Origin of the sequence: Acidovorax kalamii, assembly GCF_002245625.1 — a bacterium.
Taxonomy (GTDB): Bacteria; Pseudomonadota; Gammaproteobacteria; order Burkholderiales; family Burkholderiaceae_C; genus Acidovorax; species Acidovorax kalamii.
The window spans coordinates 423,516-439,232 of record NZ_NOIG01000004.1 but is presented as its reverse complement, the minus strand read 5'-3'; the positions used below and the strand labels follow the sequence as shown (position 1 = coordinate 439,232).

Here is a 15,717-nt window from a genome sequence, read left to right as displayed (position 1 = left end):
GCCTCCACGCGGACCTGGCAGTCCGCCCCAGTCTGCAGCGCACAGCTGCCACTCAATTCGGGCTGAAGCCCCCTGGAGAGATTTCAGCCCATAAGCCCCGCGCGCGCAACCCGCGCAAGCCCGATTTGCCAGGCTTTTTGCCCCTGTGTCGCAGCCGCGATGCATATGTTTCGCCACTGTTGCATTCGGCGGAACGCGAAACAAACTGAAAAGAACCGAAACGGTGACGAGACGACGCCAAGGCGCGGGCTGGGCACGATACAACCCATGTCCAACGCACTTCGAAAGGATCCACCGCCCACTTTCCTGGCCCCCGCGCCCATCGCTTGCGCCCCCAACGGCCTTGTGGCCGCACAGGAAACAAGCACCTGGATTGTTTCCAATACTGGAACAGTTAATTCGCGACCCAATGGTTTTTCTGTGAACACCATCGGCGTACAGTTCAACCCATCGATGAGCCGATCCCGCAAGGCGACTCACCGAACCCAGGGTTGAAGCAGTTTTTGTTTTGTGTTTCTCCTGGTTTTTTTGAGACGCTTTTTTTAAGGACTTATCCATCATGAACAACACCGCCCGTTTCCTCTCCATCGCCGCTGTCGCTGCTTTCGCCTCTTTTGGCGCCCACGCTGACGAAGCCGATGCTTCGCAGTTCGCCACCAAGTTTGAAACCAACCGCACCCGCGCCGAAGTGGCCGCCGAAGCCGCCACTGTGGCCCAGACCCGCAGCCAAGAGCCTGCTGGTTCGCGTGTGGTGACCTACAAGAGCACCGCTGACCGCGCTGCCGTGCGTGCCCAGGCTGCCGACGCTGTGCGCACCGGCCAGATCGCTTACGGCGAACGTGGCTGAGCTGAATCCGCTGGATTCAACGCCCACATTCCCCGATCAATTGATACCCCAATTTTCTGAATTTCACCGGAGTTTCACCATGAACAAGACCGCACGTTTCCTGTCCATCGCCGCTGTGGCTGCTTTCGCTTCTTTTGGTGCCCAGGCTGACGAAGCCGATGCTTCGCAATTCGCCATCAAGTTCGACACCAACCGTACCCGCGCCGAAGTGCAAGCCGAAGCTTCGGCTGTGCCCCAGACCAGCGGTGCCATCCCCGTCGGTTCGCGCGCTCTGGTCTACACCTCCACGGCTGACCGCAGCGCCGTGAACGCCCAGGCCGCAGACGCCCTGCGCACCGGCAAGATCTCGTCCGGCGAAATCGGCTCCCTGTAATTGATCCCGCCTCCACCGCCAAGCGGTGTGGGCAGGCAGTTGCCAATGCAAAAGGCCGGGGCCCCGAAAGGGGCTCCGGCCTTTTTTGTCTTGAACACGGTACAGGCGCAGCAAAAGCCAGCGCCCGCCTCCCCACCGGGGCTTACTTCGCTGCGCGTGCCTGCGCCACAGCGCCCTGCACTTCCTTCCACAGGGCCTCGCCCACGTTGGCGGCGATGCCAGCGTTCACGGCGGCAAGCTTTTCGCGCATGCGGCTGGCTTCGGCGGCGGGCAGCTCGTTCACCTGCATGCCCTTGGCCTTCAGGTCGGCCAGGGCCTTGTCGGCTTCCGCTCGGGTGTCCTGGCGCTCGAAGTCGCGGCTCTTCTTGGCGGCGTCCAGCAGCACCTTCTGCTCAGCCTTCGACAGGCCATCCCAGTACTTCTTGCTCACCAGCACGATCCAGGGGCTGTAGACGTGGTTGGTCACGGTGAGGTACTTCTGCACCTCATAGAACTTGCTCGACAGAATGGTGTTGTAGGGGTTCTCCTGGCCGTCCACCGTCTTGGTTTCCAGCGCGGTGAAGAGTTCGGAGAACGGCAGCGGCACGGCGTTGGCGCCCAGGGTCTTGAAGCTATCGAGGAACACGTTGTTTTGCATCACCCGCAACTTGATGCCGTCCATGTCTTCCAGCTTGTTGACGGGGCGCTTGCTGTTGGTGAGGTTGCGAAAGCCGTTCTCCCAGTACACCAGGCCGACCAGGCCCTTTTCCTGCAGCTTGTCCATCACCTTCTGGCCCACGGGGCCATCCAGCACCACGTCAGCTTCCTTGGCGTTGTTGAACAGGAAGGGCGTGTCCCAGATCGCCATTTCTTTGGTGATGCCGACCAGCGTGGCGGTAGAGCCCACCATCATCTCCTGCGCGCCGCCGATCAGCGCCTGCTGCATCTGCACGTCCGAGCCCAGTGCAGCAGCACCGATGGCACGCACCTTCATCTTGCCGCCAGAGGCCTTCTCAACCTCTTCGGCAAACAGTTTGGTGGCGCGGCCCTGGTTGGACACCTCGTTAAGGCCGTAGCCAAAACGGATGATGCGCGGCTTGAAGTCTTGCGCAGCCACCTGGAACGAGCAGGTGATGGCAGCCACCGACAGGGCGGCGAGCAGGGTACGGCGGAAAGTTTTCATGGTTGTCTCCATTGGCGAGGGGAAAGGAAAAAGAGAGTGGATGGAAGTCAGCGCAGCCACACCACAGGCGCAGTCACGATCTGGGGAAACACGACCAGCAGCGCCAGGATCAGCACGTAGGTGAAAAGGAAGGGGTTCACCCCCTTGATGACGCTGTGCATCGAGATGCGCCCCACCCCGGCCACCACGTTGAGCACCGTGCCCACCGGCGGGGTGATGAGGCCGATGGCGCCGTTGAGCACGAACATCAGGCCGAAGTACACCGGGTCGATCCCCGCCTTGACGGCGATGGGCAGCATCACGGGCGCAAAGATCAGGATGGTGGGCGTGAGGTCCAGCGCCGTGCCGATGAGCACCAGCACGATCATCATCACGGCCATCAACAGGCGCGGGTTCTCCACCAGCGGTCCCAGCCAGCTGGTCAGCACATTGGGCAGGTCGGCCAGCGTGATCATGTAGCTGGCCACCTGGGCGCCGGCGCACAAGAACATCACGATGGAGGTCGTCTTGGCCGCGCGCACCAGCACGCCGTAGATGTCGGCCACCTTCATCTCGCGGTGGATGAACAGCGCCACCACCAGCGCATAGAACGCAGCCACCACGGCGGCCTCGGTGGGCGTGAACACGCCGGTCTTCATGCCGCCGATGATGATGAGCGGCATCAACATGGCCCAGAAGGCGCGGGCCGTGGCGCGCAGGCGGTCCTTGGCGGGCAAGGGCTCGCCCTTGGGCAGGTCCAGACCACGCAGCACCCAGCGCCAGGCAAAGATCAGGCCCACTCCCATCATCAGCCCCGGCACGATGCCCGACACAAACAACGCCGAGATTGAGGTGTTGGTAGTCACGCCATAGATCACGAACGGCATGGACGGTGGAATGATCGGCGCGATGATGCCACCCGAGGCGATCAGCCCCGCCGACGTGTTCATGGGATAGCCCTGCTGGCGCATCATGGGCAGCAGGATGGTGGCCAGCGCTGCCGTGTCGGCCAGGGCCGAGCCACTCATGCTGGCCATCAGCACCGCAGCGCCAATCGCCACATACCCCAGGCCACCCCGGATATGCCCCACCCAGGCCTGCGCCATGTCGATGATGCGGCGGCTGATGCCCCCCGAGTTCATCAGCTCACCCGCCAGGATGAAGAACGGCACGGCCAGCAGCGGAAAGCTGTCCACCCCGGCCACCAGGTTCTGCGCGAGCAGCTGCGCATCCCAGAAATCGAGCACCCAGGCCATGCCAGCGCCCGTGAGCACCAGGGCCAGGCCCATGTTCATGCCCGTGCCCATCAGCACCAGCATGCCCAGCGAAAAGACCACAAAGGCCATGGCTTCAGGCGTCAGTCCCAACATCACTCCACCTCCGCGCCGTGGCCCAGGTCCAAGGGCTTGCGTTGAATCAATTCAATGGTCGCCATCACACCAATGGCCACCGCGCACAAAAAGGCCGGCAGCGGCAACAGCGCCGCCGGGTAGGCCATGACCACCGAGCGGCTGCCCATGCCCACCACCACCTGCTGCCAGGCACCCCAGGCCAGCATGGCGCAGGCGGCCATCACCAGCAGCCGGATAACGGCGGTGAGCGCGGCAAATGCCATGGGGCGTTTGGCCAGCAGGCCCGCCAAGCTGGTGAAGGCCATGTGTTCACCCGCCGGGTAGGCCGCTGCGGCGCCGATGAACACCATCCAGACAAACAAGAGGCGCGACAGCTCTTCGCTCGCGGCCACGCCGCTGCCAAAGCCGTAGCGCAGCACCACATTGATGAACACGGCCACGGCCATCACGCCCAGGCAGCTCGCCATCAATACCTGGGAGACCCGGGCAAAGCGGCTCTGTGGCGTTGCGGGTTGTGCGGGGGAACTCATGCGGCCTCCTTCGTTGCCAGCCAGCTGGATGCCAGTTGCTGCAGGGTGGGCAGGTCCAGCAGCGCATCCAGGCGCAGCACGCCCGCCTCACCCACGGGTGATTCCAGCGTGGCAAACTGACTGTCCACCAGCGCGCTTGAGAAAAAATGGGTGCCCGCACGGGCCGCCACACGCAGGCCTGCGTGCGCGCGGTCAATCTCCAGAAAGGCGAAGCGCAACCCCGGGCAAGCGCTGCGCAGGCGGTCGCGGTACGCCTTTTTGAGCGCCGAGCAGGTCAGCACCGCCCCCTGCGGCTGGGCCTGCAGCAACTGCCCGAGGGTGGCCAGCCAGCCTTCGCGGTCGGCGTCGGTCAGCGCAATGCCCTGGCGCATTTTTTCGCGGCTGGCGGGGCTGTGGTGGTCATCCCCTTCGATCAGGGGCAGGCCTTCTGCCTGGGCCAGCGCAGCCCCCAGGCTGGACTTGCCACAACCGGCCACTCCCATGACGACCAGATAAACCGATGACGGCGTAAAACTCATATTGGTAGCGCTATCCAATGAATCCAAAAAAATGCATCTCTACAGATGCCTCCAAAATACCAGTGCTGATCACGCCAATGCGCCAAAAAAGACGCTGGCTGTCTTGCCCAGGCGTTTGGACAGCGCTATCCTAACCAGATCATTACCCATCCCCATGAGGGTTAACCCTTGAACAAATCCGAGACCCGGCGCCGCTCCAGTGGGCGCATCACGCTGAGCGACGTGGCCAAGGCGGCGGGCGTCAGCCCCATCACGGCGTCCCGCGCATTGCGCGGCGAGCGCGGCGTGGCGCAAGAACTGGTGCAGCGGGTCAAGGATGCAGCCCAGCAACTGGGCTATGTGCCCGACCCCGCCGCCCGCACGCTGGCCTCGCAGCGCAGTGTGCAGGTGCCGGTGCTGGTGCCCCTGCTGTCCAACGCCCTGTTTGTGGACGTGCTCGAATCCGTGCACCGCACGCTGTTCCCCGAGGGTTACCAGGCCCTGATCGGCGTGACGCACTACGACCCGCAGGAAGAAGAACAGCTGCTGCGCACCTACCTCGCCCACCGCCCGGCGGGCCTGCTCGTCACCGGCTTTGACCGCACCGAAGCCGCGCGCCAGCTGATTGCAGCCAGCGGCGTGCCTTGTGTGCACCTGATGGAAATGACCCCGGCCCCCGGCGTGTTCTGCGTGGGGTTCTCGCAGCAGGACGCGGGCCACAGCATGACGGCCCACCTGCTGGCGCGCGGCTATCAAAACGTGGCCTTTGTGGCCGCGCAGCTCGACCCGCGCACCATGCAGCGCGCAGAAGGCTACCGCCGTTGCCTGCGCGAGGCGGGCCGCTATGACCCCAAGCTGGAACTGCTGAGCCCCCAGCCCTCGTCGATGCGCCTGGGCGGCGAACTGCTGGAGGAGCTGCTGCGCACCCGCCCCGGCGTGGATGCCGTTTTCTTCTGCAACGACGACCTGGCCCAGGGCGGCCTGCTGGCCGCACAACGCCTGGGCCTGTCGGTGCCCGGCCAGGTGGCGATTGCGGGCTTCAACGACCTGGCAGGCAGCGACCAGATGCTGCCCCCGCTGACCACCGTGCGCACGCCCCGCTCCGCAGTGGGCGAGGCCAGCGCGCGCATGCTGCTGGCGCTGATGCGCGGCGAGGAGCCGGCGCACAACTCGGTGGATCTGGGGTTTGAGCTGACGGTGCGCGAGAGCACATAAGCCCCCTGACCCGTTGCGCGTCGTCCCCCGAGGCGGGCGCCACCCGTGGCCAAGCGATGACGTCGCGCCAGTTTTCAAGAACGGCGGGAAACCTGGGCCGACTCATGCCGGCCTGTATCCCCAAAAACAGAACCGTTCACGCTGGGCTTGTCGAAGCGCCGCGCGAGGCTTCGACAGGCCCTGCCTGAACAACTCTGCCGGGTCGAACGCCAATCAATCAGCCTCACACTGCCGCCAAGGCGCGGCTGGACGACGACGCGCCCTGGCTGCCCTTCATCTCCTTGCGCAGCGCCACCGCATCCCGTGTCTGCGACGGGGCCGAGGCATCGATGCGGAACACCTGCACGGTCTCGGTCATGGTCTGCGCCTGGCCGTTGAGCTGCATGGCCGAGGCGGCGTTTTCCTCCACCAGCGCCGCGTTCTGCTGCGTGATGGTGTCGAGTTGCGCCACGGCAGAGTTGACCTGCGAGATGCCGCTGAGTTGCTCGTTCGACGCACTGTGGATCTCGCCGATCAGCGTGTTCACGCGGCGCACCAGCTCCAGCGACTCAGCCATCGTCTTCTGCGCGGCGTCGGTCTTCTCGTGGCCCTCGCTCACCTTGTTGGCGGAGTCGTCGATGAGCTGACGGATTTCCTTGGCGGCCGACTGCGTACGGTGCGACAGGCTGCGCACCTCCGACGCCACCACGGCAAAGCCGCGCCCCTGCTCGCCCGCACGGGCCGCCTCCACCGCAGCGTTCAGCGCGAGGATATTGGTCTGGAACGCGATTGAATCAATCAGCTGCGTGATCTCGCTGATGCGGTTGGACGCTGTCTGAATCTGCTTCATGGTGTCGGCCACGCCATCTACCGCGCTGCTGCTGCGCTCGGTGACCTGGGTGGCCTGCGTGGCCAGCACAGTGGCCTGGCGGGCAGATTCTGCCGTCTGCTTGACGGTGCCGGTGATCTCTTCCATCGATGCCGCCGTCTGCTGCAGGTTGCTGGCCTGCGCCTCGGTGCGGGACGAGAGGTCCTGGTTGCCCTGCGCGATCTCGCGGGTGGAGAGCTGCATGTGCTCACTTTCCTGGCGCGCATCCCGCACGATGGACAGCAGGTTCACGTTGAGCTGCGCCAGCGCCTTTTGCAGCTGCCCCATGGTGTCGGTGCGCGTGGCCGAGAACTTCTGCGTGAGGTCGCCCGCCGCCATGCGGTTGGCCCAGCGCAGCATCTCCAGCAAGGGCAGCACCGTGACCCGGTGCAGGTACACCGCCATGGCAATGGCAGCCACCACCACGCCCAGCCAGGCCACGCCCGCCCCCAGCGTCATCGCATGCCCGCCCAGCGCAGCGGCTCCCCACGACAACAGCACCAGCAGCAGGGTGCACAGGGCGATCTTGCCCAGGGGCCCGGGCTGCAGTGCCGTCATCAGGCGGCCCATGAAGGTGTCGGTGATCAGCTGCCCGCCGCGCAGCACATGCACCAGCTTGCCCGCCTGCTTTTCGGCCTGCATGGTGCGGTAGAGCTGATCGGCCGCCTGGATCTGCTCGCGCGTGGCCTCGGTGCGCACCGACATGTAGCCCGTGGGCTGGTCACCCTGCATGAGCGGCGTGACGTTGGCCATCACCCAGTAGAAGGAGCCGTCCTTGCGCCGGTTCTTGACCGGTGCCGACCAGGGGATGCCTTTGGCGATGGTCTCCCACATGTCGCGGAAGGCCTCTTCGGGCATGTCCGGGTGCCGGATCATGTTGTGGGGCTGGCCCAGGAGTTCTTCTTTTTCGTAGCCGCTAACCTCGATGAACATCGGGTTGCAGTACAGGATGCGGCCCTTGAGATCGGTGGTGGACACCAGAGTCTGGCCTTTGGGAAACGCATATTCGTGCGTGCTGACGGGCAGATTGACGCGCATGAAACCCCTCCTTATGGAAAACCTTGTCACCCCAGAAAAAAACTGAACTGAAAAAAGCCTCGGAAAAGTCGGGTTCATCCTATGGTGAAAAATTTGTTTCTCAAACAAATAAATCGCTGCGTGCTGCAGATTCACCAAAATGGTGCATTCATCCAACACTTTGCCCCAAAGCGTGGCAACCCCTCTCCCAAACGCTCATATTTTTATAGCTACAAACTGAATATGGACGCGCGGTAATGGCTATTTTTTAATCAAGCCTTCGGAGCACCCTGGCTGGCATAGGCATTGCTTGCAGATTGGTGCGGCCAACGCTGGCCGTGTATCAGCCCGGTGCAATGGCGGATTGGGCGAACAGGACGATGGCGTCTTCATGGAATGCAACCTGGCCACAAGGCCTGCGCGATCCATGCAGGCGCCTTTTTGTTTTTTGCCCCGGCTGAGGCGCAGCCTCCAGCCTTCCCTATCTCCTTCTTGCGCGCGAACTGCGCACGATCGCCATGCTTCAATTCCGCGAGTTCCTCAAGTCCGGCCACGCCCCCACGCTGTGGTCGTCCTTCCTCTACTTCGGCTTCTCGTGCGCTGTCTGGGTGATCAACGGTGCCATGGCGCCGTTCATCCGCGACAGCTTCCAGCTCACGCCCACACAGATGGGCATGATGCTGTCCATCCCCATCTTTGCCGGTGCGCTCATGCGCTTTCCGCTGGGCATCCTGGCGCAGTACATCGGGCGCAAGAACGCCACGCTGGTCGAGATGGCGGGCATTTTTGTGGCCATGGGCTATGGCTACCTGTTTGTGCACGACTACGGCGACCTGCTGGCCATGGGCATCCTGCTCGGCGTGGCCGGAGCCAGTTTTGGCGTGGCGCTGTCGCTGGGCTCGGGCTCGTTCCCGCCGCGCTACAAGGGCCTGGCCATGGGCATCGTGGGCGCGGGCAACGTGGGCACCGCCGTGGCGGCCCTGCTGGCCCCGGCGCTGGCCCAGAAGTTCGGCTGGCAGGCTGTGTACGGCTTTGCCGCGCTGAGCGTGGCCGTGCCCGCCATCGTGATGGCGTTGTATGCCAAGGAGCCCTCGGACCTGCCAGCCCATTCGAGCTTCCGCGAACACATCGCCTGCCTGTTTGAAAAAGACGGCTGGGCATTCAGCCTGATCTATGCCGTGACCTTTGGCGGCTTCATTGGCCTCACCACCTTCTTACCCAGCTATTTTTACGACCAGTTCAACGTGAGCAAGGTGCAGGCAGGCCAGCTCACCATGCTGGCGGCCTTTCTGGGCGCGGCGCTGCGCATCTTTGGCGGCTGGCTGTCGGACCACTGGGGTGGCGTGAACACGCTCACGGCCGTGCTGGCCATCACGGCCGTGAGCATGGTGCTGTGTGGTCTGGCCGAGAACTCGCTGCCCATCACCATGCTGCTGTTCCTGGTGTGTTTTGCGGCGCTGGGCGCGGGCAATGGCGCGCTGTTCCAGCTGGTGCCCCTGCGCTGGCCGCTGACCACGGCAGTGGCGGGTTCGATGATTGGCGAGATCGGCGCCCTGGGCGGCGGCCTGATCCCGAGCGGCATGGGCCTCTCGCGCCAGTACACCGGCACCTACCTGTGGGGCTTTGTGGGCATTGCGGTGTGCGCGCTGGCCATGCTGGTGCTGTTGCGCGTGATGCAGATCCGCTGGACGCGGACATGGGCGGAAAAGGGCGGTCGGGCACGCAGTGCCTGAGCTGGAGTAGCCAGCCAATGCGCAGCATTGCCCGCACTTTCGCTAGAAGGGTGGACGTGCGCGCAGCGCATGACCGGCGCAGCCGTTAAGGCGCACAGCGCCTTTCCATCTTTCGCATCCCCCAACCGTTCGGGCTGAGCCTGTCGAAGCCGGGTGCCAGGCTTCGACGAGCTCAGCCCGAACGGTGGGTCGATATTCAAGAGGAAAAATGGCCTCTGCGCCTATCCAGCAAGCGCACGCAGCTATTCTTTTAGGAGTGAATCCAACGCCCCACCCTTACCTCGGCAAAAACAACAGCCAGTAAATCAGCAGCAGGTTCACCAGCACGCTCACCGCCAGCGCGATCTTCCACAGGGCCGTGGCGTCGCGCTGCATCAGCGGCTGCGGGCCGGGGGCTGACAGGGGGCGGGATGCGCCGCGCTCCAGCGCCAGCAGCAGTTCCTCGGCGGTCTCGAAGCGCTGAGCGCGGCTGCGGGCCACGGCCTTCAGGGCAATCTGGTCCAGCCAGATGGGCACGCCGGGGTTGTGGCGGCTGGGGGGCAGCGGGTCGCGGTGGTAGCGGCCCAGCTGGTACTGCACCACCTCGCCATAGGGCAGGCGGCCGTGGCTCAGCAGCTGGTAGAGCGTGACGCCCAGCGCAAACAGGTCGCTGCGCGCGTCGGGCAGCTGCCCTTCGGTGTCGCCGCTTTTTTCGTAGCCGGGCCATTGCTCGGGGTTCATGTAGCTGGGTGTGCCCGCGTGCAGCTGGCGCGTGGCCTCGGGCTCGCGGCCGGACAGGGCCACGCCCAAATCGAGCACGCGCAGCACGCCGTCGTCGCCCAGGTGCAGGTTGTCGGGCTTGATGTCGCGGTGCACCACCCCCTGGCGGTGCAGCCAGCCCAGCACGCGCGCGGCCTGCACCACCACCGACACGGCTTGCGGTATGGGCAGATGCTGGCGGCTGCGCAGGCGCTGGCCCAGGGTTTCGCCCGCGTGCCAGTCGTACAGCAGGTAGAACGCGCTGGCGCCCGGTCCGCCTCGCCCGTCATCGGCGGGCCAGGTGTGGAGCCACGCCAGGTGGGCGGCGGCGTGGCCGGACTGCATGCGCCGCGCCACCCAGGCCTCGTGCGCGAGCGTGGCGCGCTCCTCGGCATCGTGGGCGCGCGTGGGCAGCAGGGTCTTGAGGGCATACAGGCGCTGCGTGGCGCCGTCGCGCACCTGGTACAGCCGGTGAATGCCGTTGTCGGCCACGATGGCCGTGACCGTGAGGCCGTCCACGGTATCGCCCACCTTGAGCAAGGGCAGCACGGGCAGGTCCTGTGCACGGCGGGATTCGTCCTGCAGCGTGGCCTCCAGCGCGCCCTGCACCCGCACCACCAGCGCAGTCACGTTGTCGCTGCTGCCCCGGCGCAGCGCGGCCTGCACCAGCTCGTCGCTGAGTGCCTGGGCCGCCACGCCCTCCTGGCGCAGCAGCTGCCGCAGCTCGCGCTCGGGCAGACTGCCGTGCACGCCGTCGGACAGCAGCACAAACAGGTCGCCGCTGTGCAGCTCGCCCTGGCTGTAGTCCACCACCACATGGTCGTCGAGCCCCATGGCGCGGGTGAGCTGGTGCGCAAAGTCGCGCTGCGCCATCACATGGTCGGCCGTGAGCAGCTGCAGCCGCCCGCCGCGCAGCAGGTAGGCGCGGGTGTCGCCCACATGGGCCAGCGTGTACGACTGGCCGCGCAGCACCAGCGCCGTGAGCGTGGTCAGCCCCACGGCGGGCTGGCGGCGCCGGTTCATGGAGGCGAGCCAGCCGTTGTGGGCATTCAGGATGCGGTCCAGCGCCACGGTGGTGTCCCAGGTCTCGGGGGTGGCGAAGTAGTCGCCCACCAGGGTGCTCACCGTGGTCTGGGCGGCCTCGCGGCCCTTGCCGCCCGTGCTCACGCCATCGGCGATGGCGGCAATGGCGCCGCGCTCGCGGTCGCGCCCCTGCCCCACCACCAGGGCGGCAAAGTCCTCGTTCACCTCATTGCGGCCGGCCAGCGAGACCTGGCCCACATCCAGTTCAAAGCTCATGCACCAGCTCCACGCAGGTTCTGTGCCCAAGGTGGTGCATGCCGGGGCGTGGCCGTCCGCACCACCCTGCGCCTTTGACGGCCCTCGCCCCGGAACCCCCTCCTGGTTCACCCCAGTTCAGTGCAAAAAATCTGGCACGGCCATTGCTTAACAGGGGCAAGGGCCAGGCAGGCCCACGCAATTCAGCAGTGCAAAGGCGCACGGAGGAGTTGTACGGACGAAGGCGTCCCCACATGCGGTTTCGAGACCTCGAAGCAGCATCGTGTGGACGCCTTTTTTGTTTTGCGCATCGCTCCGGCGATGGAACCGATGGAGTCATGATGAAAAAGCTCAAACTGGTGATGGTGGGAAACGGCATGGCCGGTGTGCGCACGCTGGAAGAGCTGCTCAAGATCGCCCCCGATCTGTATGACATCACGGTGTTCGGTGCCGAGCCCCACCCCAACTACAACCGCATTCTGCTGTCCCCCGTGCTGGCGGGCGAGCAGACCATCGACGAGATCATCCTGAACGACTGGTCCTGGTACGCCGACAACCACATCACGCTGCACACCGGCTTCACCGTGACCGATGTGGACCGCATGCGCCGCGTGGTCAGCGCCACCAGCAGCGACGGCACGGTGATCAGCGCCGAATACGACCGCCTCATCCTCGCCACCGGCTCCAACCCGTTCATCCTGCCCATCCCTGGCAAAGACCTGAAGGGTGTGCTGGCCTACCGCGACATTGCCGACACGCAGGCCATGATCGACGCCGCCGCCACCTACAAGCACGCCGTCGTCATTGGCGGCGGCCTGCTGGGCCTGGAGGCCGCGAACGGTCTCATGAAGCGCGGCATGACCGTGAGCGTGGTGCACGTGATGCCCTCGCTGATGGAGCGCCAGCTGGATGACGTGGCGGGCAAGATGCTGCAGAAGTCGCTGGAAGACCGTGGCATGCGCTTCTTGATGGGTGCGCAAACCCAGGAACTGGTGGGCAACGCCGAAGGCCGCGTGGCCAGCGTGAAGTTCAAGGACGGCAGCGAGGTGCCCGCCGATCTGGTGGTGATGGCCGTGGGCATCCGCCCCAACACGGCTTTGGCCGAAAAGATGCGCTTGCATGTGAACCGCGGCATTGTGGTGAGCGACACGCTGCAGACCACCACCGACGCGCGCATCTACGCCGTGGGCGAATGCGCCGCACACCGGGGCATTGCCTATGGCCTGGTGGCCCCGCTGTTCGAGCAGGGCAAGGTGCTGGCCAACCACCTGGCGGAGTTCGGCATCGGTCGCTACCAGGGCTCGCTCACGTCCACCAAGCTCAAGGTGACGGGCATCGACCTGTTCTCGGCCGGAGACTTTCAAGGAGGAGACGACACCGAGGAGATCGTGATGAGCGACCCCTTCGGTGGTGTGTACAAAAAGCTCGTCATCAAAGACGACAAGCTGGTGGGTGCCTGCCTGTATGGCGACACGGTGGACGGCAGCTGGTACTTCAAGCTGCTGCGCGACGGCCGCAGCGTGAGCGACATCCGCGACAAGCTGATGTTTGGCGAATCGCACCTGGGCGACACAGGCCACCAGGGCCAGAGCAAGGCTGCCGTCATGCAGGACAGCGACGAGGTCTGCGGCTGCAACGGCGTGACCAAGGGCGCCATCTGCAAGGCCATCAAGGACAAGGGCCTGTTCACGCTGGACGAGGTGCGCAAGCACACCAAAGCCAGCGCGAGCTGTGGCTCGTGCACCGGGCTGGTGGAGCAGATCATCATGTTCACCGCAGGTGGCGACTACAGCGCCACGCCCAAGACCAAGGCCATGTGCGGCTGCACCGACCACGGCCACCAGGCGGTGCGCGACGCGATCCGCAGCAGCAAGCTGGTGACCATCTCCGACGTGTTCAAGTTCATGGAATGGAAGACACCCAATGGTTGTGCCACCTGCCGCCCGGCGGTGAACTACTACCTCATCAGCACCTGGCCCAAAGAGGCCAAGGACGACCCGCAGAGCCGCTTCATCAACGAGCGCAGCCACGCCAACATCCAGAAAGACGGCACCTACAGCGTGATCCCCCGCATGTGGGGCGGCGAGACCACGGCCGATGAGCTGCGCCGCATTGCCGATGCGGTGGACAAGTACAAGATCCCCACCGTCAAGGTCACAGGCGGCCAGCGCATCGACCTTTTGGGCGTGAAGAAGGAAGACCTGCAGAACGTCTGGAAAGACATCGGCATGCCCAGCGGCCATGCCTATGCCAAGGCGCTGCGCACCGTGAAGACCTGCGTGGGCAGCGAGTGGTGCCGCATGGGCACGCAGGACAGCACGCAGATGGGCAAGGACCTGGAACGCGCCATGTGGCGCATGTACGCACCGCACAAGGTCAAGTTTGCCGTGAGCGGCTGCCCGCGCAACTGCGCCGAGGCGGGCATCAAGGACGTGGGCATCATCGGTGTGGACAGCGGCTGGGAGATGTATGTGGCTGGCAACGGCGGCATCAAGACCGAGGTGGCGCACTTCTTCACCAAGCTGAAGACCGCCGAGGAGGTGCTGGAGTACACCGGCGCGTTCTGCGAGCTGTACCGCCAGGAGGGCTGGTACCTGGAGCGCACCGTGCACTACGTGAGCCGCGTGGGCCTGGACTACGTGAAGAAACGCATTCTGGAAGACCACGCAGGCCGCAGGGCGCTGTGGGAGCAGTTGCAGTTTGCGCTGGATGGCGAGCCCGACCCCTGGTTTGAATTTGACAAGGCGGCCGTGGACACGCGCCAGTTTGCGCCCCTGGGCGCCTGATCGAAAAGAAGGAGCCCACCATGCAACGCCGTACCCTTCTGACCTCTGCGGGCTACACCACGGCCTGGGGCGCCCTGGGCCTTCTGGTGCCTGGGGGCAAAGCCCAGGCCGAGGTGGCCGACCTGAACGACGCCATCAACAAGGCCGGGCGCCAGCGGATGCTGAGCCAGCGCATGGGCAAGGCCTGGCTGGCCCTGGCCCACAAGTCCGACACCCCGGCGGCACGCGCCGTGCTGGAGCAGTCCCTGGCGCTGTTCGAGCGCCAGTTGGGCGAATTGAAGGCCTTTGCACCTTCGCCCGCCATCCGCGACACCTACGTAAAACTCGAAGGCGCTTGGGCCGACCACAAGGCCACGCTGATGGGCACCACGCCCTCGCGCGACGGCGTGACCGCGCTGCTGCAAGCCGACGCCAAGGTGCTGGCCCTGGCCCACCAGGGCACTTCGCAGTACGAAGCCGCACTGGGCAAGCCCGTGGGCCACCTGGTGAACGTGGCCGGGCGCCAGCGCATGCTGAGCCAGCGCATGGCCAAGTTCTGCCTGTCGGCCATGCTCGGCGTGGACACGGCCGCCGCCACGACCGAGATCGCCAAGGCGCGCGACGAATTCCTGAAGGCCACCGAGTTGCTGCGCAACGCCCCGCAGGCTACCGTGCGCATCCGCCAGGAGCTGCTGCTGGCCGACAGCCAGTGGGTGTTCTTCGACGCGGCCCTGCAGCGGCTGGGCAACGCCAGCAACACCTTCCGCCAGGTGTCCGAAGTGTTCGTGAGCAGCGAGAACCTGCTGGCCAGCATGGACCGCGTGACCGGCATGTATGCCGCACTCGGCACCTGAGAACCGGCTATCGAGTCCGCCCCACACCACCACAACAACATCCCCAAGGACACCCCATGACCACGAACCAACCCACTCCCGACTGGAAGCTGATATGCAGCGTGGACGACATCCCCGTGCTGGGCGCACGCCGCGTGGCGCGCCCGCAGGGGCTGGATGTGGCGGTGTTCCGCAACGATGCGGGCGGCGTGTTTGCGCTGCTGGACCGCTGCCCCCACAAGGGCGGCCCGCTGTCGCAAGGCATCGTGTTTGGCACGCAGGTGGCCTGCCCCCTGCACAACTGGACCATCGGCCTGTGCGACGGGCAGGCATCTGCCCCCGACGAGGGCTGCACGCCGAAGTTTGCGGTGAAGGTGGAGAACGGCGCGGTGTACCTGGACAGCCACGAACTGGCCACGCTGGCCACCGACCTCGCCCGCCCCATTGCAGGGCCAGCGCGGCGCACCGCCACGGCATGAAACGCCGTGGCCGCACCACAGGCCACCAGCACCAAGATGCTATAAATTAAATAGCAATAAGCGCTTTATAGA

13 protein-coding genes are annotated in these 15,717 nt (G+C 65.1%); 7 read left to right on the top strand and 6 right to left on the bottom strand.

Features of this window, described 5'->3' with window-relative positions; all coding sequences use genetic code 11:
* Positions 1 to 559 precede the first annotated feature (559 nt).
* Positions 560 to 847 carry a DUF4148 domain-containing protein gene (locus CBY09_RS05065; protein ID WP_094287029.1) on the top strand — a complete coding sequence of 96 codons (288 nt, stop codon included), beginning with the start codon at positions 560 to 562 and terminating at the stop codon, positions 845 to 847.
* Between the two features lie 79 nt (positions 848 to 926).
* Positions 927 to 1,220, top strand: coding sequence for a DUF4148 domain-containing protein (locus CBY09_RS05060; protein WP_094287027.1), 294 nt, complete (start codon positions 927 to 929; stop codon positions 1,218 to 1,220).
* Between the two features lie 142 nt (positions 1,221 to 1,362).
* Here the strand turns inward: CBY09_RS05060 and CBY09_RS05055 are convergent, their stop codons facing one another.
* From CBY09_RS05055 to CBY09_RS05040, 4 genes are read right to left on the bottom strand one after another with little or no spacing between them, the layout of a single operon-like run.
* Positions 1,363 to 2,382 (bottom strand): TRAP transporter substrate-binding protein, encoded by a 1,020-nt coding sequence (locus CBY09_RS05055; protein ID WP_094287025.1) that lies wholly within the window; start codon positions 2,380 to 2,382, stop codon positions 1,363 to 1,365.
* 47 nt (positions 2,383 to 2,429) lie between these two features.
* The gene (locus tag CBY09_RS05050) at positions 2,430 to 3,731 is read right to left on the bottom strand and encodes a TRAP transporter large permease (RefSeq protein ID WP_240515585.1); all 1,302 of its coding nucleotides are present in this window, start codon (positions 3,729 to 3,731) and stop codon (positions 2,430 to 2,432) included.
* Positions 3,731 to 4,243 carry a TRAP transporter small permease gene (locus tag CBY09_RS05045; protein WP_094287023.1) on the bottom strand — a complete coding sequence of 171 codons (513 nt, stop codon included), beginning with the start codon at positions 4,241 to 4,243 and terminating at the stop codon, positions 3,731 to 3,733. The genes CBY09_RS05050 and CBY09_RS05045 overlap by 1 nt, the downstream gene beginning before the upstream one ends.
* A complete protein-coding gene (locus CBY09_RS05040; protein WP_094287021.1) occupies positions 4,240 to 4,725 on the bottom strand; it encodes a gluconokinase in 486 nt (161 codons plus the stop codon). Before CBY09_RS05040 ends, CBY09_RS05045 begins: the two co-directional genes overlap by 4 nt.
* Positions 4,726 to 4,929: 204 nt before the next feature.
* On the opposite strand from CBY09_RS05040, the gene gntR reads away from it, so the two are divergent.
* Complete coding sequence (gene gntR, locus CBY09_RS05035; RefSeq protein WP_094287019.1) at positions 4,930 to 5,955, top strand: HTH-type transcriptional regulator GntR; 1,026 nt, start codon at positions 4,930 to 4,932, stop codon at positions 5,953 to 5,955.
* Between the two features lie 223 nt (positions 5,956 to 6,178).
* Here gntR and CBY09_RS05030 read toward each other — a convergent pair whose 3' ends face one another.
* The gene (locus CBY09_RS05030; RefSeq protein WP_094287017.1) at positions 6,179 to 7,840 is read right to left on the bottom strand and encodes a methyl-accepting chemotaxis protein; all 1,662 of its coding nucleotides are present in this window, start codon (positions 7,838 to 7,840) and stop codon (positions 6,179 to 6,181) included.
* Between the two features lie 497 nt (positions 7,841 to 8,337).
* On the opposite strand from CBY09_RS05030, the gene CBY09_RS05025 reads away from it, so the two are divergent.
* Complete coding sequence (locus CBY09_RS05025) at positions 8,338 to 9,552, top strand: MFS transporter (RefSeq protein ID WP_094287015.1); 1,215 nt, start codon at positions 8,338 to 8,340, stop codon at positions 9,550 to 9,552.
* A gap of 276 nt (positions 9,553 to 9,828) precedes the next feature.
* On the opposite strand, the gene CBY09_RS05020 is transcribed toward CBY09_RS05025, so the two are convergent.
* A complete protein-coding gene (locus CBY09_RS05020) occupies positions 9,829 to 11,589 on the bottom strand; it encodes a bifunctional protein-serine/threonine kinase/phosphatase (protein ID WP_094287013.1) in 1,761 nt (586 codons plus the stop codon).
* A gap of 320 nt (positions 11,590 to 11,909) precedes the next feature.
* Between CBY09_RS05020 and nirB the strand changes: the two genes are divergently transcribed.
* Genes nirB through nirD form a run of 3 tightly spaced genes read left to right on the top strand, consistent with a single transcriptional unit; the run spans position 11,910 to position 15,645 of the window.
* The gene (nirB, locus tag CBY09_RS05015; protein WP_094288023.1) at positions 11,910 to 14,354 is read left to right on the top strand and encodes a nitrite reductase large subunit NirB; all 2,445 of its coding nucleotides are present in this window, start codon (positions 11,910 to 11,912) and stop codon (positions 14,352 to 14,354) included.
* Between the two features lie 20 nt (positions 14,355 to 14,374).
* Complete coding sequence (locus CBY09_RS05010) at positions 14,375 to 15,187, top strand: type IV pili methyl-accepting chemotaxis transducer N-terminal domain-containing protein (RefSeq protein WP_094287011.1); 813 nt, start codon at positions 14,375 to 14,377, stop codon at positions 15,185 to 15,187.
* Between the two features lie 56 nt (positions 15,188 to 15,243).
* Complete coding sequence (nirD, locus tag CBY09_RS05005) at positions 15,244 to 15,645, top strand: nitrite reductase small subunit NirD (RefSeq protein WP_094287009.1); 402 nt, start codon at positions 15,244 to 15,246, stop codon at positions 15,643 to 15,645.
* Positions 15,646 to 15,717: the final 72 nt, after the last annotated feature.